The organism is Aquabacter spiritensis, assembly GCF_004346185.1.
GTDB classification, from domain to species: Bacteria; Pseudomonadota; Alphaproteobacteria; order Rhizobiales; family Xanthobacteraceae; genus Aquabacter; species Aquabacter spiritensis.
In genome coordinates, this window is the sequence record NZ_SMAI01000009.1 from 1 (window position 1) to 17868 (window position 17868).

The following is a 17868-nucleotide window of genomic DNA, read 5'->3' on the forward strand; positions in this document are numbered from 1 at the left end:
TCTCAAGAGCGGTCTGGGTCGGGCCGGGTTTCTTCAGCATACCCGAATGAATCAAAAACCCCCGGCTCGCGCCAGGGGTTTGTCAGCGGTCTGAGCCCGCGCCTCGGCGCGGGCTTTTTATTGGGCGGGCTGATAAAAGCTGGCGCTCGCATCGAGACGGGAGGACGACATGCTGACGATCTGGGGACGCACCAATTCGGTGAACGTGAAGAAAGTGCTCTGGGCGGTGCACGAATTGGAGGTGCCGCACGAGCGGATCGATGCCGGCGGCGCCTTCGGCCTCGTCAACGACGCCGAGTACCGCGCCATGAATCCCAATGGCCTCGTTCCCCTGCTCAAGGACGGCGACCTCGTTCTGTGGGAATCGAACGCCATCCTGCGCTATCTCTGCGCCAAGTTCGGCGCCGGCTCGCTCTGGGCCGAGGATCCCGCGGAGCGCGCGATCGGCGACAAATGGATGGATTGGGCGACCTCGAACCTCGCAGGACCCTATCGCGATGTGTTCTGGAATCTGGTCCGCATGACTCCCGAAACACGCGACGACGCGGCGGTGGAGCGCGGACGCACCGCCTGCAGCGCGCTGCTCGCGCGGGTCGACCAGGCGCTCGCCGACAAACCCTATCTCTCCGGCGAGACCTTCCGGATGGGCGACATCCCGCTCGCCTGCTTCGCCTATGGCTGGTACGAAATGCCCATCGAGCGGCCGCATTTGCCGAATCTGGATGCGTGGTACGCGCGGGTGCGCGAACGCCCCGCCTTCGCGACCGCGGTGGCGGTGCCCCTCACTTAGTCCCTGATCCGATCAGGTTGCGGTGCAAGCTGATCGGCGCGGGCTCCAAGCGCCCCTCTTCCGGGCCGGCGCGGCCGGTCCGGAACGACGGTTGGATCAGCCGATCGTCGACAAAGCGGGGAAGGTCTCCAGCAGCCAGTAGGAGATATTGGCGATCCATCCCGACATGAAGGCGATGCCGGTGAGCACCAGAAGCACCCCCATCGCCTTCTCGATCAGCGGCAGGAACCGCCGGATCTGGCGCATCCATTTGAGGAACGGCCGCACCGCGAGCGCCGCCAGCAGGAACGGCACCCCGAGCCCGGCGGAATAGACCGCGAGCAACAGCGCCCCCTTCGCCACCGTCGCCTCCGACCCGGCGACGGCGAGAATCGCCCCCAGAACCGGACCGAGGCAGGGCGTCCAACCGAACGCGAAGGCGAGGCCCATGACGAACGCGCCCCAGATTCCGGTCGGCGGCGCCACCTCCGTGCGGGCGGTCCGGGCCAGGAGATGGATCCGGAACACGCCGAGGAAATTCAGGCCCATCACGATGATGGCGAACCCTGCGACGATCGAGAGCACGTGAAGGTGCGCCCGCAGAAGGTCGCCGATCGCCGAAGCCCCCGCCCCGAGCGCAACGAACACGACGGAGAATCCGGCGACGAACAGCAGCGCGCCGGCAAAAGTGCGGGCCGCCACCCGCTCCAGCGGCCGGGCGTTCGACAGGTCCTCAAGCGTGGTGCCGCCGATAAAGCACAGATAGGGCGGAACCAGCGGCAGAACGCAGGGCGAAAGAAAGCTTGCAAGGCCGGCGATAAAGGCAGCGGGAAGTGTGACGTCGGCCATCTGGACCCTGATCTCTCGGCACAGCAGACCGCCGGGACCCGACGGAAGCGGGGCATCGAACGGTACGCGCTCGCACGGGCGAAAACCCTGCGGGGGCTTTCTGGCCCGCACGCGCGCGCCGGGCAAGCCCGCGCGGCGTCCCTCCCTGCCATGTGAAGCGCATGCGGCGCCGCGCGGCCATTGATCGTTCACACCGTCCTCGTGCACACAGGGAGCGCACGGAGGCGTTCTGAATGGCAGCGCGACATAATCTCATCACGGACGTTGCCGGGCTCCAGGTCGGCAATGCGGGCGATCTCGCCATCGGCTCCGGGGTCACCGTCGTCCTCTGCGATCGCCCGATGATCGCCGGGGTCGATGTCCGCGGCGGCGGCCCCGGCACGCGCGAGACCGATCTGCTCGGCGCGGCCGCGACGGTGGAGCGCATCGACGCCATAACGCTGTCGGGCGGGTCCGCCTTCGGGCTCGAGGCTGCGGCCGGCGTCGCCAGCTGGCTGGCGGTCCAGGGGCGCGGCTTCGCCATCGGCGCCGCCCGCGTGCCTTTGGTGCCGGGCGCGGTCCTGTTCGACCTTCTGAACGGCGGCGACAAGGCCTGGGGGGAGGATCCGCCCTACCGCGCCTTCGGCCGTGCCGCCGCGCTGGCCGCGCGCGCGGCGCCGTTCCCCCTCGGGACGGTCGGCGCCGGCATCGGCGCCACGACCGCGACCGTGAAGGGCGGCCTCGGCTCGGCCTCCGCGGTGACGCCCGCGGGCCATGTGGTGGGAGCACTGGTGGCGGTAAATGCGGTCGGCAGCCCGCTGATCGGTGCCGGGCCGCATCTGCGCGCCGCACCCTATGAGCGCGGAAGCGAGTTCGGTGGTCTTGGTCTGCCCGCCCGCTGGCCGGACGAAAGCGGCCCGCTGCCGGTCAAGGGCGCTGCGGCGGCCCGTGCCAACACCACGATCGCCATCGTCGCGACCGATGCCGCCTTGAGCCCGCGCCAAGTGCGGCGCATGGCGGTGATGGCGCAGGACGGGCTCGCTTTGTCGCTGCATCCGATCCATACCCCGCTCGACGGCGATACCGTGTTCGCCCTCGCGACCGGGGAGGGAGCGACCGTCGATCTCGCCGAGGAAACCGAGATCGGCGCGCGCGCTGCCCATGCCTTGGCCCGCGCGGTGGGCCGGGCGATCTATGAGGCGACCGCTTTGCCCGTTCCGGACGCCCAGCGCGCCTGGCGCGATCTCTTCACCTGAGGATTTTCCATGCCCGCACTTCCGCCCGTTTTGCCGGCGCGCCCGCCGCGCGCTTCGACCGAGCCGCGCCTGAAAGGCATGCTGGCCATCATCTTCTGGTGCGCTTGCGGCGTCACCGCGGTCAATCTCGCCGGCCCGTTCGCTTTGATCGCCCAGATCGGCCCCCACGCCACCTTCAATGCGGTGATCGACGCTTTGTCCGGCGACAGCGTGCAGAGCCGCATCCTGCGGTTCGGCCTGTTTCCCCAACTGGTTTTGTTCGTCTGGGCCGCGAGCTTCGTCGTCCTGACCGTGATGCGCCGCCAATCCGCTCTGCTCGTGTCGCGCGCGCTCATGCTGGCCTGGCTGCTGATCTCGGCGGTGTGCCAGTTCGGCATCCGCGATGCGATCGCGCCCGGCGGCATGACCATGGAGGCGTTCGCGGCGCTCATTCCCGGCATTCTGGCGCAGGGCGTCGGGGTCGCCGCATTCTGGGCCTTCATGCGGGACGGCGCGCAGCCGCGCGCCTATTTCGTCAGATAGGCTCGCCCATCGTCGACGGAGCGGTGACGCAGATCAGTGCGGGACGTGGCCGCCCGCGGCCATGTCCTGAAAACGCGCCGCGCGGTAGGGGGCGGGGTCGGTGAAGGGGGTCGCCCCGGTCATCATCTGGGTCAGGAGCAGCCCGGTGACGGGGCCCAGGGTAAAACCCCAATGGCTGTGGCCGAAATTGGCGAACAAGCCCGGATGACCGGCGACCGCGTCGATCACCGGCTTGGAGTCGGGAAAGGCGGGACGCCGGCCGAGCCAGGGCGCTTCGTCCCGGACCGCGCCGAGGGGCAGAAGTCGCCGCGCGCCCGGCTGAACCAAACGCGATTGCCGCAGGTCGGGCGGATCGTCGCGGCGGGCGAACTCGACCCCGGTCGTGGCGCGGATGCCGAGCCGCGTCGATTGGAGGGAGAAACCACCCGCCCGATCGACGATCGCGCGCGACAGGCTGACGCCCGGTTCCCGGGCGAAGTGGATGTGGTAGCCCCGCTTCACGGCGAACGGCAGACGCAGCCCGAAGGTCGCGAACACATCCATGCTCCAGGGGCCGAGACAGAGCACGGCGCGGTCCGCCTCGATGGTCCCCTCCGGCGTCTCGAGCCGCCAGCGGCCGCCTTGCCGCGCGAGCCCCCGCGCATCCCCCTTGAACAGGCTCCCGCCTGCGTGCGCGAACGCTGCGGCATAGGCTTTCACCAGCCCGCCCGGGTCACTGCAATTGTCGCAGTCCGGCCAGAAGGTGGCGCGGAGGAAAGCGGGCCGCAAATGCGGCTCGAGCCTGCGTACGCCTGCCGGGTCGAGTTCCTCATATGTGACGTCGAGCGCCTGGGCGAGGTCGCGTTCGGGCTCTCCGGCAGCATAATCCGGCTCGGAATGGTAGAGCTTGACCCAGCCGGTCGGCGAAAGAAGGCCGCGTGCCCCCGCCGCGTCGGCGAGCGCATGGTGGTCGGCGCGCGCGCGGGCGAAGAGCGGCCGCAGGTCGCGGGCGATCCCGGCAAGTGCACAGGTGTGCGACGTGCGATAATAAGCCAGCAGCCACGGCAGCATTCCGGGCAGCGCGCCGAGCCGGTAATTGCTCTGCGGCGAGAGTTTCAAAGCGTGGCGGGCGATCATCATCAAGTCGCGCGGAAAGGCGACCGGAAACAGCGCGCTGCCCTCGATCACGCCGGCATTGCCGAACGAAGTTTCCTCGCCCGGATCGCGGCGGTCGACCAAGGCGACCGACAGGCCCGCCTGCTGAAGATGGAGGGCGCTCGACACGCCCACCATGCCGGCCCCGAGCACCAGAACGTCGACCCGCACCATGGCCCCTCCGCCGCAATTCCGGTCCGCGGCGCCGAAAACCATGGCGGCGGCGCCAAACATGTTCACTTCAAGTCGGTGGGAAGCCTACCGGACACCTTGCCGCCGTCAATCGTCCTCGGTGTCGTTTCCGCGCGCCAAAGGCTGCGGCCGTGTCCGCAGTCGGGTGACGACGAAAGCGAGATAAACGCCGACCAGGGTCACCGCGAGGCCGTACCAGGTGAGCGCATATTCGAGATGGCGGTTGGGAAAGGAAAGCCGGGTCTCGCCGCCCTGCGGCAGCCCGCCGGGATTGGGCGCCGCATCCGCGTCGATGAGGAAGGGCGCGACATCGGTCAAGCCGCGCGCGCGCCCGATCTGTTCCGGGTCCCGGCGATACCAGGCATTGCGTCCCGGATCGTTCTCGGGGACGAACCAGCTCGGCTCCTCGGCGAGGCGCATCAGCCCCGTGACTCGCACCTCCCCCGCAACCTGTCCCTCGGCGCGCGTGCCCGGCGACCGGCGATCCTCCGGAACGAAGCCGCGATTGACCAAGACGGGCGGTCCATCGTTTCGCAGCAACGGCGTGACGACCCAGAAGCCCGGCCCCTTGAGCGGACCCTTCGGATCCGAAAGCACGGTGTAGATCAAGGTCTCGCGGGCATGGTCGAATCGCCCGGTGGCGGTGACGGGCCGATATTCGTCCTCGGCATTGTTCAATGCCGGCCATTGCGACACCGGCGGCACCGGGGCCGGCGCTTCGGCGGTGCGGGCCGCGACCTGCGCGACGACGGCGTTCTTCCAGGCGAGCCGTTCGATCTGCCAGGTGCCGAGCGCCACGAGCACGGCGAGCGCCGCGAGCGCGACCAGAGACGGCAGGAGGAGACCGCGCGCGTTCATTCTCCGGTGCCGGGCTCCAGTTTTCCCTCGGCCGCCTTGTTGCGGTATTGCAGCGCGATCAGCACGCCCTTGAACGGTCGCAGCAGGCCGAGCGTGACCAGCAGGATCGCGGGGATCCAGAGCAAGGCATGGACCCAGAGCGGCGGCTGCCACGTCGCCTCGACGAAAAAGGCGAGAGCGACCACGACGAAGCCGCCGAACAGGATCACGAACACCGCCGGCCCGTCTCCGGCATCGATGAAGGCGTAGTCCAGACCGCAGGAGTCGCAGCGCGGCGCGGTTTCGAGGAAACCCTTGAACAGGCGCCCCTTGCCGCAGCGCGGGCAGCGGCAGCCGAGGCCCGCCGACAGCGGAGAGATCGGGGCGTGATAGGGGCTCAGGGGCATTGCGTGGCCTTCAAATGAAAACGGGGCGGCCTGCGCCGCCCCGTGCCGAAAAGTTCGGGCTTCGCCATGCTCAATGGCCGCCGGCGCTGCCGCCCACCGCCCACACATAAATGAAGGTGAACAGGAAGAGCCACACCACGTCGACGAAGTGCCAGTACCAGGCCGCAGCCTCGAACCCGAAATGCTTCTCGGGCGTGAACTGCCCCGCCATCGCCCGCAGCAGGCAGACCAGCAGGAAGATGGTTCCCACAATGACGTGGAAGCCATGGAACCCGGTCGCCATGAAGAAAGTGGCGCCGTAAATATTGCCGGAAAAGCCGAAATGCGCGTGCAGATACTCGAACGCCTGACAGGTGCTGAACAACACCCCGAGCAGAACGGTGCAGACGAGGCCCCATTTCAGACCCTGGCGGTCGCCCTCGAGCAGCGCGTGATGCGCCCACGTCACGGTGGTTCCCGACGTCAAAAGGATCAGCGTATTCAGGAGCGGCAGGTGCCAGGGATCAAAGGCCTCGATGCCGTGCGGCGGCCAGACGCCGCCGGTGAATTCGAGCCGCTGGAAATTGATGCCCTCGCCCACGAACAAAGCGGCGTCGAAGAAAGCCCAGAACCAGGCGACGAAGAACATCACTTCCGAGGCAATGAAGAGAATCATCCCATAGCGGAAGCCGATATCCACCACCGGTGTGTGAAAACCCTTCGTGCCCTCGCGCACCAGATCGCGCCACCATCCGAACATGGTGTAGCCCACGCCGATGAAGCCGACGAAGGTCGGGATCGAGGTTCCACCATGCATCCAAATGACCGCACCCACGGTCAGGATGAATGCCGAGACCGCGCCGATGATGGGCCAGGGACTCGGCTCCACCAGATGATAGTCATGCTGCTTCGCGTGTGCCTCGGCCATGGCGGGCGGCCTCCCTTCCCAACTTCACTCTGTCCTAGCGGGGCCGAAGCTCCGCCGCAATGGCGGCCTAATGTCCCGCCCCCGTGTCCCCTGCCCTCACCCGCCTTTGCCACCGGCCCCTTGGACCGCGGCGGCCTTCGGAGCCGGCGGCTTGGCCGGAAAGAAGGTGTAGGACAAGGTGATGGTCTTCAGATTCTTAAGGTCCTCGTCCTCGGCGATCGCCGGGTCGATATAGAAGACGACGGGCATATCCACCTTCTCGCCCCCGGCGAGGGTCTGCTCCTCGAAGCAGAAGCACTGCATCTTCACGAAATAGAAGCCGGCCTGCGCGGGGGTGACGTTGTAGGTGGCGTTGGCATAGGTCGGCGTGGCGGCCTCATTGCGCGCCATGTAATAGGCCATCTTGGTCTCGCCGACCTTGACCTCCATGGAGGTCTGTTCCGGCTTGAATACCCAGGGCAGGCCCGGCGCGACATTGGCGTCGAACCGCACCGTGATGGTGCGGTCGATTGTCGTCTCCGGAGCGGCCGTGCCGACCCGGGTGGCGCCGCCGAATCCGGTCAGGCTGCAGAACATCGCGTAGAGCGGCACCGCCGCATAGGCCATGCCGACCATGGCGGCCACGAACATCGCGCAGGCGGCGGCCACAAGACCGTGCCGTGGGCCGCGGCGCGGCGTGGAGGCAGTCGGTTGGCCGGTCTTCATCGCATCCATCGCCACCTCACAGCGGCCGGTTGAGAACGTTGGGTCCGAGCTTCACGATCGTCACCACATAGAACAGCAGAACCAGGAAACCGAGAACCGCGGCGATGGCGATCGACCGGGCCCGGCGGCGGCGCCTCTGTTCTTCGGTCAGGACGACACCGTCGTCCGGCTTCTTCTCGCGTCTGGCCACGGTCAGATCCCCGGGACCAGCGCTTCGACCAGAAGCGTGGCGAAGAGCACGAAGAGATAGAGAATCGAAAAGCCGAACAATTGCCGCGCCGCACGCACAGCGCCGTCGCCGCTGCGCCTGCGATAAACGGCAAAGGCAAGCCAGATCATTCCCGCACCGCCAAGGACCGAAACGGCGGCATAAGCGAGACCGGCATAGCCCAGCAGAGCGGGCGCAACGCCGAGCGGCGCGAGAAACAGCGTGTAGAAAAGGATCTGCCGGCGGGTCTCGTCCGGCCCCGCGGTGACCGGGAGCATCGGAACGCCGGCCCGCGCGTAATCGTCCGCGCGGTAGAGCGCCAGCGCCCAGAAATGGGGCGGCGTCCAGACGAAGATGATGGCCACCAGAAGCAGGCTTTCGAGGCCCACCGTGCCCGAGGCCGCCGCCCAGGCGACCATGGGCGGGAAGGCGCCCGCAGCGCCGCCTATGACGATGTTCTGCGGCGTCGAGCGCTTCAGCCACATCGTGTAGATGACCACGTAGAAGAAGATGGTGAAGGCCAGCAAAGCGGCGGAGAGCACGTTCACCAGAAGCCCGAGGACGACCACCGAGAAGGCCGCGAGCGTCAGGCCGAAGGCGAGCGCCTCGGACGCGGTGACGCGCCCGGCGGGGATCGGCCGGCGCCGGGTGCGCGTCATCACGGCGTCGATGTCGGCGTCCCACCACATATTGAGGGCGCCCGCAGCGCCCGCCCCGACCGCGATGCAGAGAAGGGCGGTGAAGGCGATGACCGGATGCACGTCTCCGGGCGCGCGCACCAGGCCGACAAGGGCCGTGAACACCACCAGCGACATCACCCGCGGCTTCAGCAGGGCGATATAGTCGCCCGGCCCGGCAAGGCCCCGCAGGGCCTCGGATCCGAGGCCGGTCTTTTCGATGCTTATGCTGGCGTCATTCATCTCTGTCTGTCCTGACGGGCGATGGCGCTGTTCGTGAGAGCGCCCGGCCTCCGAGCCGGACGACACGCGCCGAGTATATCACGCCGCGGTGCGGCGCCGCCCCCCGAATGCATCCGGCGCGGGAAACCCGCGCCGGGAGACCCCACCGCTTTGGCAGAGATCACTTGATGCGCGGCAGCACATCGAAATGGTGGAACGGCGGAGGCGAACTCAGCGTCCATTCCAGCGTGGTTGCTCCCACGCCCCAGGGATTGTCCCCGGCCAGTTCCTTGCGGCGGAACGCCACCACGACGCCGGCCAGGAAGATGATCACCGCCACACCCGAAATGTACGAGCCGATGGAGGAGATGTAGTTCCAGTGGGCGAACGCGTCGGGATAGTCGACATAACGGCGCGGCATGCCGGCGAGGCCCAGGAAATGCTGCGGGAAGAACACCATGTTCACGCCGATAAACGTGACCCAGAAGTGCAGCTTGCCCCAGAATTCCGGGATCATGTAGCCGCTCATCTTCGGGAACCAATAGTACCAGCCCGCGAAGATCGCGAACACGGCGCCGAGCGAGAGCACGTAGTGGAAATGCGCCACCACGTAATAGGTGTCGTGCAGCGACCGGTCGATGCCGGCATTCGAGAGCACGACGCCGGTCACGCCGCCGACCGTGAACAGGAAGATGAACCCGACCGCCCAGAGCATGGGGGTGCGGAACTGGACCGAGCCGCCCCACATGGTGGCGATCCAGGAGAAGATTTTCACACCCGTCGGCACCGCGATAATCATGGTCGCGGCGACGAAATAGGACTGCGTCGCGACCGAGAGACCGACCGTGTACATATGGTGCGCCCACACGACGAACCCGACCACGCCGATCGCGACCATGGCATAGGCCATGCCGAGATAGCCGAACACCGGCTTGCGGGAGAAGGTCGACACGATGTGCGAGACGATGCCGAAGCCGGGCAGGATGAGGATGTAGACCTCGGGATGCCCGAAGAACCAGAACAGATGCTGGAACAGGATCGGATCGCCGCCGCCCGCCGGATCGAAGAAGGTGGTGCCGAAATTGCGGTCCGTCAGCAGCATGGTGATGGCGCCCGCCAGGACCGGCAGCGACAGCAGCAGCAGGAAGGCGGTGACGAGCTGCGACCAGGCGAACAGCGGCATTTTGTGCAGCGTCATGCCCGGGGCGCGCATGTTGAGAATGGTGGTGATCAGATTGATCGCGCCGAGGATCGACGAGGCGCCCGCGATGTGCAGCGCGAAGATCAGGAAATCCATCGCCGGCCCGGGATGGCCGAGCTTGCCGGAGAGCGGCGGATAGATCGTCCAGCCGCCGCCGAATCCGTCGGATCCCGGGGCGCCCTCGACGAACAGCGAGATGATGGCGAGGCCGAAGGCCGGCGGCATCAGCCAGAAGGCGATGTTGTTGATGCGCGGAAACGCGGTGTCCGGCGCGCCGATCATCAGCGGCACGAAATAGTTTCCATACCCGCCGATCAGCGCCGGCATCACCATGAAGAAGATCATGATGAGCCCGTGTCCCGTCGTGAACACGTTGAAGGTCTGCGGGTTCTTGAAATATTGGAGACCCGGCTCCATCAGCTCCATGCGGATGCCGATCGACAAGGCCCCGCCGACGATCCCCGCGACGATCGCGAAGATCAGGTACATGATGCCGATGTCTTTGTTGTTGGTCGAAAACACCCAACGCCGCCAGCCGGTGGGATCGGCGTGATGGTGGTCGTCGGCATTCGCCGCGTGCGACGGGTAAGCCATGGGGTACTGTCCTCACTGTCGAAGCGTCGCCGCCTCGTGCTTCGCACGCCCCGTAGGGCGGGGCTCCAAGACGGCTCGGTCAGAAGCCGCCGGGCGCCGATGCTCAGTCCGCGACAGCGACCCGCAGGCGCACAGGGGCGTCGACCGCCTCCGCCGTCCGGGTCGCGGCCGGTGCCGCGGAGAATTTCTGCTTCGCCTGATCGAGCCAGGCCTTGTACTGGTCCTCGCTCACCACGCGCACCGCGATCGGCATGAAGGCGTGGTCACGGCCGCACAATTCCGAGCACTGGCCGTAATAGACGCCCTCGCGGGTCGCCTTGAACCAGGTCTCGTTCAACCGGCCGGGCAGCGCGTCGATCTTGATGCCGAAGGAGGGGACGGCGAAGGAATGGATCACGTCGCCGGCGGTGACCTGAACCCGGACGGTCTTGTTGACCGGCACCACGACTTCGTTGTCGACCGCGAGCAGACGGGGCTGGCCGGGCTTCAGATCCTTCTCCGGCACCATCAGCGAATCGAAGCTGAAGCCGCCGTCGTCCGGATATTCGTAGGACCAATACCACTGGTGGCCCGTCGCCTTGATCGTCATGTCCGGCTGCGGAACGTTCAGTTCGAGATGCAACAGGCGGAACGAGGGAATTGCGATCGCCACCAGGATCATCACCGGGACGACGGTCCATGCGACCTCGATCATGGTGTTGTGCGAGGTCTTCGAGGGGACCGGGTTCGACCGTTCGTTGAACCGGACCACGACGATCGCCAGGAGCACCATCACGAACAGCACGATGGCGGTGATGATGACCAGAAGGAAGATGTTGAAGGAGTGGATGCTCTCCATCACCGGCGTCGCGGCGTCCTGGAGATTGACCTGCCAGTCGGACGGCTGTCCCATCCCGGCCCACGCCGCGCTCGACAGCACCGCGGCGGCCGAGGCGGCCACGGCGAAAGCAGCGGTGCGAACAAACGACCTCATGATGCTCATCTCTCCCTGAGCGGCATCGCCGCTGCCGGACCCTGTCTGCGGTCCGTCGGACCGAAGCCGGATACGCCTGGCCAAAGGCGGAGGCGTCCTTGTTGAAGTTACATCAAACACAAATCCCACGGCCCCGCAATTGCGTCCCGGGAGCGCACGATGCGACACAAGGTCGGCTTTGCGCCAGCCCGTCGCGACCCCGTGCCACGCCCCCTCCCGCACTTGCCTGCCCCTGCCGCAGGGTCGCGGTCGGCCACCCGCCGGATGCGGATTTACCACCCCGCCATTCCCACCGGGCGCAGGGATCGTTTTATCGCCGATTCGGGCGCCGCGTCCTTGACAAGGCCCGCCAGACTCTTAAGCGGAGAGGTCCGGGCCTGAACGATCCGTCCCGCCCTCGTCAGACGCGGCCCAGCCGCGCGTTTTCGGAGCCGGAATCTATGGGGTTCATGTTGTCGGTCGATATCCTGCCGCGTTCGGTGCGCGCTCCGGGCTTCCTGGCGCTCGCCTTCGTCCTCCTGTGCGCCTTCGCCGCGCCGGCGAGCGCCCAGGGCACCGTCAAGCAGGTCTTCAATGACTGGCAGATTCGCTGCGATACGCCCCCGGGCGCGCAGGGAGAACAATGCGTCCTGCTCCAGAGCGTGCAGGCGGAGGATCGGCCGAATGTCGGTCTCACCGTGATCATCCTGAAGACCGCGGACCAGAAGAGCCGCCTGCTGCGCGTCCTCGCGCCGCTCGGTGTGCTGATTCCCTCCGGCCTCGGCCTGAAGATCGACGACGTCGATGTCGGCCGGGCCGGCTTCGTGCGCTGCCTGCCCAACGGGTGCGTCGCCGAAGTGGTGATGGACGACACCCTGATCGGCCGTCTGAGACAGGGCAAACAGGCGACCTTCATCATCTTCCAGACGCCGGAAGAGGGTATCGGTATTCCCCTGAGCCTCAACGGTTTCGGACCTGGATTCGACGCGCTGAAATAACCGGTCACGCGCGACCTTCCGCCGGTCACGCCGCGGGCATGGTTTGGCCATGCTCTCTGCGCAGAAGGCCCGAGGCTTGAGCTTGGGTGCGGGCGCGAAGAAGGCGGGGTGTGATGCACGGCGACGACCACACATTGTTCATCAGCGGCCTGGCCTTTCTCGCCGCCGCCGTGATTTCCGTACCGCTGGCCAAACGTTTCGGCCTGTCTCCCGTGGTCGGCTATCTCCTTGCGGGGATCATGATCGGCCCGGCCGGGTTCAGTGTTGCCGATCCGGCCACCGTCATCACCGTCGCCGAGCTCGGTGTCGTGCTGCTCCTGTTCCTGATCGGGCTCGAGCTTCAGCCCTCGCGGCTGCTCTCCATGGGCCGGTACATCTTCGGCTTGGGCACGGCGCAGCTTTTGATCACGGGCACCGTGATCGCGGGCGTCGCCTGGAGCCTGGGGCTCGGGCTGCCCGGCGCGATCATCGCCGGCATGGCGCTCGCGATGTCGGCCACCTCGATCGCCCTTCAATTGCTGTCCGAGCGCGGCGATTTGTCTTCGGGCTACGGACAGAGGGCATTTTCGATCCTGCTGTTTCAGGACATCGCCATCGTCCCCCTCCTCGCTCTGGTGCCGCTCCTCGCCCCGGGCGCATCCGATGCCGCCCACGATCTGACCGCGACCATGATCCAGGCCGGCGCCGCCATCGCCGCGGTGGCGGGGATCGTGCTCGCCGGGCGCTACCTCCTCAACCCCCTGTTCCGCCTTCTCGCCCGCTCCGGCGCGCGTGAGGCGATGACGGCGGCGGCGCTGCTGGTCGTGCTCGGCTCCGCCGGGCTGATGGCGATGGTCGGGCTGTCGATGGCGCTCGGCGCCTTCCTCGCCGGTCTGCTCCTGTCCGAGAGCACCTTCCGCCACGAGCTGGAGGCGAACATCGACGCGTTCCGCGGCCTGCTGCTCGCGGTGTTCTTCATGGGCATCGGCATGTCGCTCGATCTCGGCGTGCTGCTGCCGCACATCGTGCCGCTGGTGTTGGCGGCGGTTCTGATCACAGCGATCAAATTCGGCGTCGTGTTCGCGCTCTATCGGACCGACCATACCACCCGGTCCGACGCGCTGCGCGCCGGGGCGGTGCTGATGCCGGCGGGCGAATTCGCCTTCGTGCTGTTCCCGCTCGCCCTCGCCAACGGCCTGCTGACGCCCGAGCAGGGCGGCTTCCTCACCGCCACCGCCGCCATCACCATGATGATCGGTCCGCTCGTCTCCGCCGGAATCAACACCCTGCTGCCGCGCCTGAAGCGGAACGAGCCGGAGCCCGAGCCGGACGATTTCAGCGATGCCGGGGGGCGCGTGCTCGTCATCGGCTTCGGCCGGTTCGGCCAGATCGTCTCGCAATGCCTGCTGGCGGAAGGCGTCGGCGTCACCATCATCGACAACGATGTCGAGATGATCCAGAGCGCCGGGCGATTCGGCGTCCACATCTATTATGGCGACGGGACCCGGCTCGAAGTGCTGCGCGCGGCGGGCGCGGAGACCGCGGAGGTCATCGCGGTGTGTGTCGACGACCGGGAGGCGGCCGACCGCATCGTCGCCATCGTCCAGGCCAGCATGCCGCATGTTCGGCTCCATGTGCGCAGCTTCGACCGCGCGCATTCCATGGACCTGCTGCGCAAGGGCGTCGATTTCGAGATGCGCGAAACCCTCGAATCGGCCTTCGCCTTCGGCGGGCATACCCTCGAGGCGCTTGGACTCGAGGCCGAGGCGGTGGCGGAACTGGTCGCGGACGTGCGTGAGCGCGACCGCCGCCGTCTGCAGCGGCAGGTGGAAGAGGGCCTCTATGCCGGCATCGATCTCATCCCCACCCGCAAGGTCGAGCCCGAACCGCTCACCGAGCCCGGGCGCCCGGCAAAGCCGCTCAATCCCGAAGCTCAGGACGTGCTGACGCACGAAACCGAATTCTCCGGCTGAAGCAGCGGGGCGCGGCATCGCGCGCGCGTCCCCGCGCCGCATCTTTCGGTGATTTCGGCGGGATGATGGCCTACAGTCGGGGCAGGAGGCGCCCCGATGGATCCCTTTGTACAATTGTTACGTGCGGCTCAGGGCGGCGAGGGGATGAATAACCTCGCCCGGTTCTACGGACTGTCCCTCCAGCAGGCGCAGCTGGCGGCCGAGACGCTCATGCCGGCCTTCGCCGCGGGTCTGCAGCGCTCGATGCAGTCGCCCGAAGGGCTGGCGAGCCTGATGGTGCTGATGATGCGCGGTCCCTATGGCGCGCTCTATGATCGCGGCCCCTCCGCCGACCTGACCCAATCCGGCACCACCGCCTTGGACGCGATGTTCGGCTCGCCCGAAATCACCCGCGCTGTGATGAATCAGGCCGCGTCGACCACGGGCCTCGGCGTCAATGCCGTCCGCCAGGTGACGCCCGCCTTTGCCGCGCTTCTGCTCGGCGGGCTCACCAAATCGCTCGCCGCGTCCGGTGCGCTGAATCAGATGCTCGCCGGGATGATCGCCCGTGCCAGCGGCCAGCCGACGCCGACCGGGAACCCTTGGGTCGACGGCATGGCGACGATGATGTCGTCGCCGAATCGCGGCGGCGCGACCGGCAATCCCTGGATCGACGCCTTCGCCGACATGATGGTCCGCTCCCCCTGGGGCGGCCAGACGGCGCAGATGCCCGGCAATCCGTGGCCGGAAATGATCGCCGCGACCCTCGCGGCGATGGGCGCGGCGGTGCCCAAGCGCGAGCCCCTGCCATTGCCTCCCCCGCCCCCGCCGCCGCCACCGCCGGCGCCCCCCGCTCTCGGCCAATGGCCGTTCCAGGACTATTTCGCCCAGCTCTTCGCCACCGGCTTCCCGCCGCCCGGCGGCCCGCCGGGACGCGACCGCGCCCCCTCCCCCTTCGACCCGTTCGCCGCTTTCATGCCGATGGCGGATTTCTGGAGCCAGATGCTGGATCGGACCTCGGGCCACCAGCGCGGTCGGACCGGACCCGCCGATCGCAAGAAGTGACGCGCTGAACCAAAAAAGGCCCGTACCGGTTGCGGCCGGTACGGGCCAAGGGGGCGGCCTCGAGGGGCGCGACCGCCATTCGATAACAGCCGGATTTTCGGGCCCCGGCGCTGGAAGCGCTGGGGCTCAGTCGCGTCCGCGCGCCCGCGCCGCGAGTTGCGCCGCCGCCCGGCGCTCCACCGCCCGCATGACCAGGACTTGGGTGGCGTCACGCCACAGCGGCTCGGCGGCGGCATCGCTCACGTCGCAGCGGGTGAGCCCGATATCGCGCAACATATGATCGTCGAGAGCGCCCAATTGGTTGAGGGCATGGCGGCGCTCGATCGCGCGCGCGACTTTCACCACGAAGCCGGCGGCCGCGAGGAGAAGGGCGGCGAGCGACGTGCCGACGGGGGCAGTGGCCGCTGTGCGGATCTCGCCATAAACGCTCATGGGACTCTCCAATTCGGGCAGCGACGTGTGTCTCCTTCCATCGGATCCATCCACCCGATTTCCGCGCGCTGCGGGATCGGTTGTGCCCGGGCTAAAAAAATCACGCTAGCGAATGTTTTTCATCGGACCTATCGTATCTGGTGATGTTTCGAGGGACCCGGCATGACGTTCCTGCTCGATGGCGACCAGCTCCGCACCTTCGTTGCCATCGCCGAGACCGGGAGCTTCACGCGCGCCGCCGACGTGGTCCACAAGACCCAGTCCGCGGTGTCGATGCAGATGAAGCGGCTCGAAGAGCGGGTGGGTCGGCCGATTTTCGCGCGCGACGGGCGGGCCTCGCGGCTGACCGAGGACGGCGAGCGGCTGCTCGATTATGCCCGCCGCATCGTGAAGCTGAACCTGGAGGCGATGGCGAGCTTCACCGACGCCGCGCTTTCCGGGCATGTCTGCCTCGGGGTGCCGGACGATTATGCGGACCGCTACCTCCCCGAGATCATGGCGCGGTTCTCACGCACGCATCCCTCGGTCGAGCTGACGGTGATCTGCGAACCGAGTTCCGATTTGACCGAGCGAATCAAGGCCGGGACGCTCGATCTCGCCATCATCACCTATACCGCCGACTCCGGCCGTCAGGCCCAGGTGATCCGCCGCGAGCGCCTGCTCTGGGTGGCGTCGGCCCGCCACTCCGCCCATAACGAGACCCCCGTGCCGCTGGCGCTCGGCCGTCCGACCTGCCAATGGCGCGATGCGGCCATAACGGCGCTCGCCATGTATGGCCGCCATCATCGCCTGCTCTATTCGAGCCCGAATGCCGGCGCCGTCTCGGCGGCCGTGCTGGCCGGGCTCGCGGTCTCGGTGTTTCCGGAATCCGCGCTGCGGCCCGGCATGCGGGTGCTCGGGACGGCGGAGGGCTATCCGCCGCTGCCGCCGTGCGACATCGGCCTGCTGCGCAACCGCCATGCGCCCTCCCCGCTCGCCGACGCGCTCGCCCAGCACATCATCCAGGGGCTCGACAACATCACAGAGGCGGACGCGGCGGAATGAAGCCGCGCGCCCTCAGGCGCGGCGCGGCGTGCTGAGGACGACGACGTTGCCCGTCAGGACCAGGGCGATCCCCGCCGCCGCCGACCAGGTCCAGTGATACTGCTCGAAGGCGGTCGACAGCAGCAGCGCCACGATCGGGAACAGCACCGCGCCATAGCCCGCCCGGCTGGCGCCGATGCGCTTGATCAGCTGCATATAGACGGCAAAGCCCAGCAGGGTTGGAAAGAAGATCAGATAGGCCAGCGCGCCGAGATAGCGCCCGGTCCATTCCACCTGGAAGGTCGCGCCTTTCAGCAGCGCAATCGCGAGGAGAAACAGGAAGCCGTACGTCATGCTGAAGGCGTTCACCGACGCCTGCGGCAGACCGCGGCGGCCGGCGATCGCCGAAGCCATGCTGCCGAAGGCGAACAGCACCGTCCCCGCCAGCCCCGCCATCAGACCGAGATGGAGCCCGGACCCGAGCCCCGATTCGGTCAGCTCGGGGCCGAAGATCAGGCCGACGCCGACGATCCCCACGATGGCGCCGGCCAGGATCCGCGGCTGCGGCCACGTCCGGGTCGAGATCGCCGTCAGGATCGGAATGAACACCGCCACCAGCGCAAACAGGACCGACATCAAGCCGGAGGTGAGGTGGAAGCCGGCATAATAGAAGGACAGGAAGTTCAGCGAGAACAACGTCGCCCCGAGCACCGCGAACAGCAGATGGTCGCGCCAGGGGAACGACAGCCGGCCCCGCGTCGCCAGCACGATCGCGATCATGCAGGAGCTGGCGACCAGGAAGCGCCAGACCGCCGAGACTTCGGGATCCACAACCCCGAGCTGGAAGCGAAGCGGCAGCCATGCCGACCCGAAGATAAGGACCGTGACGGCATAGAGAGCGAGATCTGTCGGCGCCAGGGGGGAACCGGAGGGGGCGGCCGGAGGCGACATGAGGGGGTCTCGCGCTGGCCCCCTGTTTGGACCAGCGCATCCCGCGGCGATACCTGC

The 17868-nt window shown here is 67.5% G+C and carries 19 protein-coding genes; 7 read left to right on the top strand and 12 right to left on the bottom strand.

Annotated elements, in window-relative coordinates; translation table 11 throughout:
- Window positions 1-169 precede the first annotated feature (169 nt).
- Window positions 170-790, top strand: coding sequence for a glutathione S-transferase family protein (locus EDC64_RS14135; protein ID WP_132032437.1), 621 nt, complete (start codon window positions 170-172; stop codon window positions 788-790).
- Between the two features lie 96 nt (window positions 791-886).
- Here the strand turns inward: EDC64_RS14135 and EDC64_RS14140 are convergent, their stop codons facing one another.
- Window positions 887-1618 carry a cytochrome c biogenesis CcdA family protein gene (locus tag EDC64_RS14140; protein ID WP_132032439.1) on the bottom strand — a complete coding sequence of 244 codons (732 nt, stop codon included), beginning with the start codon at window positions 1616-1618 and terminating at the stop codon, window positions 887-889.
- A gap of 233 nt (window positions 1619-1851) precedes the next feature.
- Here EDC64_RS14140 and EDC64_RS14145 point away from each other — a divergent pair, with 233 nt between their 5' ends.
- Together EDC64_RS14145 and EDC64_RS14150 are read left to right on the top strand one after the other, a co-directional pair.
- On the top strand, window positions 1852-2853 hold the full coding sequence (locus tag EDC64_RS14145; protein ID WP_132032441.1) for a P1 family peptidase: 1002 nt from the start codon (window positions 1852-1854) through the stop codon (window positions 2851-2853).
- A gap of 9 nt (window positions 2854-2862) precedes the next feature.
- Window positions 2863-3375: a hypothetical protein gene (locus EDC64_RS14150; protein WP_132032443.1), complete on the top strand. Its 513-nt coding sequence runs from the start codon at window positions 2863-2865 to the stop codon at window positions 3373-3375.
- A gap of 33 nt (window positions 3376-3408) precedes the next feature.
- Here the strand turns inward: EDC64_RS14150 and EDC64_RS14155 are convergent, their stop codons facing one another.
- The 9 genes from EDC64_RS14155 to coxB form a co-directional block, all read right to left on the bottom strand.
- A complete protein-coding gene (locus EDC64_RS14155) occupies window positions 3409-4683 on the bottom strand; it encodes an NAD(P)/FAD-dependent oxidoreductase (protein WP_165933775.1) in 1275 nt (424 codons plus the stop codon).
- 105 nt (window positions 4684-4788) lie between these two features.
- Complete coding sequence (locus EDC64_RS14160; protein WP_132032447.1) at window positions 4789-5559, bottom strand: SURF1 family protein; 771 nt, start codon at window positions 5557-5559, stop codon at window positions 4789-4791.
- Entirely contained in the window at window positions 5556-5945 is a 390-nt protein-coding gene (locus EDC64_RS14165) for a DUF983 domain-containing protein (RefSeq protein ID WP_132032449.1), read from the bottom strand. Before EDC64_RS14165 ends, EDC64_RS14160 begins: the two co-directional genes overlap by 4 nt.
- A gap of 70 nt (window positions 5946-6015) precedes the next feature.
- Entirely contained in the window at window positions 6016-6852 is an 837-nt protein-coding gene (locus EDC64_RS14170) for a cytochrome c oxidase subunit 3 (protein ID WP_132032451.1), read from the bottom strand.
- A 96-nt stretch (window positions 6853-6948) separates the two neighbouring features.
- Window positions 6949-7566 (bottom strand): cytochrome c oxidase assembly protein, encoded by a 618-nt coding sequence (locus EDC64_RS14175; RefSeq protein WP_132032453.1) that lies wholly within the window; start codon window positions 7564-7566, stop codon window positions 6949-6951.
- A gap of 7 nt (window positions 7567-7573) precedes the next feature.
- The gene (locus EDC64_RS14180; protein WP_207916086.1) at window positions 7574-7747 is read right to left on the bottom strand and encodes a hypothetical protein; all 174 of its coding nucleotides are present in this window, start codon (window positions 7745-7747) and stop codon (window positions 7574-7576) included.
- 2 nt (window positions 7748-7749) lie between these two features.
- Window positions 7750-8685, bottom strand: a complete 936-nt coding sequence (gene cyoE / locus EDC64_RS14185) for a heme o synthase (RefSeq protein ID WP_132032455.1) — start codon at window positions 8683-8685, stop codon at window positions 7750-7752.
- Between the two features lie 160 nt (window positions 8686-8845).
- On the bottom strand, window positions 8846-10459 hold the full coding sequence (gene ctaD, locus EDC64_RS14190; protein ID WP_132032457.1) for a cytochrome c oxidase subunit I: 1614 nt from the start codon (window positions 10457-10459) through the stop codon (window positions 8846-8848).
- A 103-nt stretch (window positions 10460-10562) separates the two neighbouring features.
- Window positions 10563-11432, bottom strand: a complete 870-nt coding sequence (gene coxB / locus EDC64_RS14195) for a cytochrome c oxidase subunit II (protein ID WP_132032459.1) — start codon at window positions 11430-11432, stop codon at window positions 10563-10565.
- Window positions 11433-11872: 440 nt separating this feature from the next.
- Here coxB and EDC64_RS14200 point away from each other — a divergent pair, with 440 nt between their 5' ends.
- The 3 genes from EDC64_RS14200 (at window position 11873) to EDC64_RS14210 (ending at window position 15405) form a co-directional block, all read left to right on the top strand.
- Entirely contained in the window at window positions 11873-12409 is a 537-nt protein-coding gene (locus EDC64_RS14200; protein ID WP_132032461.1) for an invasion associated locus B family protein, read from the top strand.
- Window positions 12410-12522: 113 nt separating this feature from the next.
- Window positions 12523-14361 (top strand): monovalent cation:proton antiporter-2 (CPA2) family protein, encoded by a 1839-nt coding sequence (locus tag EDC64_RS14205; RefSeq protein ID WP_132032463.1) that lies wholly within the window; start codon window positions 12523-12525, stop codon window positions 14359-14361.
- Window positions 14362-14457: 96 nt separating this feature from the next.
- Window positions 14458-15405 (top strand): DUF937 domain-containing protein, encoded by a 948-nt coding sequence (locus tag EDC64_RS14210; RefSeq protein WP_132032465.1) that lies wholly within the window; start codon window positions 14458-14460, stop codon window positions 15403-15405.
- Between the two features lie 126 nt (window positions 15406-15531).
- Here EDC64_RS14210 and EDC64_RS14215 read toward each other — a convergent pair whose 3' ends face one another.
- Complete coding sequence (locus tag EDC64_RS14215; protein ID WP_132032467.1) at window positions 15532-15837, bottom strand: DUF1127 domain-containing protein; 306 nt, start codon at window positions 15835-15837, stop codon at window positions 15532-15534.
- A gap of 162 nt (window positions 15838-15999) precedes the next feature.
- On the opposite strand from EDC64_RS14215, the gene EDC64_RS14220 reads away from it, so the two are divergent.
- Complete coding sequence (locus EDC64_RS14220; protein WP_132032469.1) at window positions 16000-16881, top strand: LysR substrate-binding domain-containing protein; 882 nt, start codon at window positions 16000-16002, stop codon at window positions 16879-16881.
- 12 nt (window positions 16882-16893) lie between these two features.
- Here the strand turns inward: EDC64_RS14220 and EDC64_RS14225 are convergent, their stop codons facing one another.
- On the bottom strand, window positions 16894-17811 hold the full coding sequence (locus EDC64_RS14225) for a DMT family transporter (protein WP_132032471.1): 918 nt from the start codon (window positions 17809-17811) through the stop codon (window positions 16894-16896).
- Window positions 17812-17868: the final 57 nt, after the last annotated feature.

What these genes read in the sequence shown, in the direction of transcription:
- EDC64_RS14135 (WP_132032437.1), top strand. Translation starts at nt 170, where the DNA reads ATGCTGACGATCTGGGGACGCACCAATTCGGTGAACGTGAAGAAAGTG.
- EDC64_RS14140 (WP_132032439.1), bottom strand. Translation starts at nt 1,618, where the DNA reads ATGGCCGACGTCACACTTCCCGCTGCCTTTATCGCCGGCCTTGCAAGC.
- EDC64_RS14145 (WP_132032441.1), top strand. Translation starts at nt 1,852, where the DNA reads ATGGCAGCGCGACATAATCTCATCACGGACGTTGCCGGGCTCCAGGTC.
- EDC64_RS14150 (WP_132032443.1), top strand. Translation starts at nt 2,863, where the DNA reads ATGCCCGCACTTCCGCCCGTTTTGCCGGCGCGCCCGCCGCGCGCTTCG.
- EDC64_RS14155 (WP_165933775.1), bottom strand. Translation starts at nt 4,683, where the DNA reads ATGGTGCGGGTCGACGTTCTGGTGCTCGGGGCCGGCATGGTGGGCGTG.
- EDC64_RS14160 (WP_132032447.1), bottom strand. Translation starts at nt 5,559, where the DNA reads ATGAACGCGCGCGGTCTCCTCCTGCCGTCTCTGGTCGCGCTCGCGGCG.
- EDC64_RS14165 (WP_132032449.1), bottom strand. Translation starts at nt 5,945, where the DNA reads ATGCCCCTGAGCCCCTATCACGCCCCGATCTCTCCGCTGTCGGCGGGC.
- EDC64_RS14170 (WP_132032451.1), bottom strand. Translation starts at nt 6,852, where the DNA reads ATGGCCGAGGCACACGCGAAGCAGCATGACTATCATCTGGTGGAGCCG.
- EDC64_RS14175 (WP_132032453.1), bottom strand. Translation starts at nt 7,566, where the DNA reads ATGGATGCGATGAAGACCGGCCAACCGACTGCCTCCACGCCGCGCCGC.
- cyoE (WP_132032455.1), bottom strand. Translation starts at nt 8,685, where the DNA reads ATGAATGACGCCAGCATAAGCATCGAAAAGACCGGCCTCGGATCCGAG.
- ctaD (WP_132032457.1), bottom strand. Translation starts at nt 10,459, where the DNA reads ATGGCTTACCCGTCGCACGCGGCGAATGCCGACGACCACCATCACGCC.
- coxB (WP_132032459.1), bottom strand. Translation starts at nt 11,432, where the DNA reads ATGAGGTCGTTTGTTCGCACCGCTGCTTTCGCCGTGGCCGCCTCGGCC.
- EDC64_RS14200 (WP_132032461.1), top strand. Translation starts at nt 11,873, where the DNA reads ATGGGGTTCATGTTGTCGGTCGATATCCTGCCGCGTTCGGTGCGCGCT.
- EDC64_RS14205 (WP_132032463.1), top strand. Translation starts at nt 12,523, where the DNA reads ATGCACGGCGACGACCACACATTGTTCATCAGCGGCCTGGCCTTTCTC.
- EDC64_RS14210 (WP_132032465.1), top strand. Translation starts at nt 14,458, where the DNA reads ATGGATCCCTTTGTACAATTGTTACGTGCGGCTCAGGGCGGCGAGGGG.
- EDC64_RS14215 (WP_132032467.1), bottom strand. Translation starts at nt 15,837, where the DNA reads ATGAGCGTTTATGGCGAGATCCGCACAGCGGCCACTGCCCCCGTCGGC.
- EDC64_RS14220 (WP_132032469.1), top strand. Translation starts at nt 16,000, where the DNA reads ATGACGTTCCTGCTCGATGGCGACCAGCTCCGCACCTTCGTTGCCATC.
- EDC64_RS14225 (WP_132032471.1), bottom strand. Translation starts at nt 17,811, where the DNA reads ATGTCGCCTCCGGCCGCCCCCTCCGGTTCCCCCCTGGCGCCGACAGAT.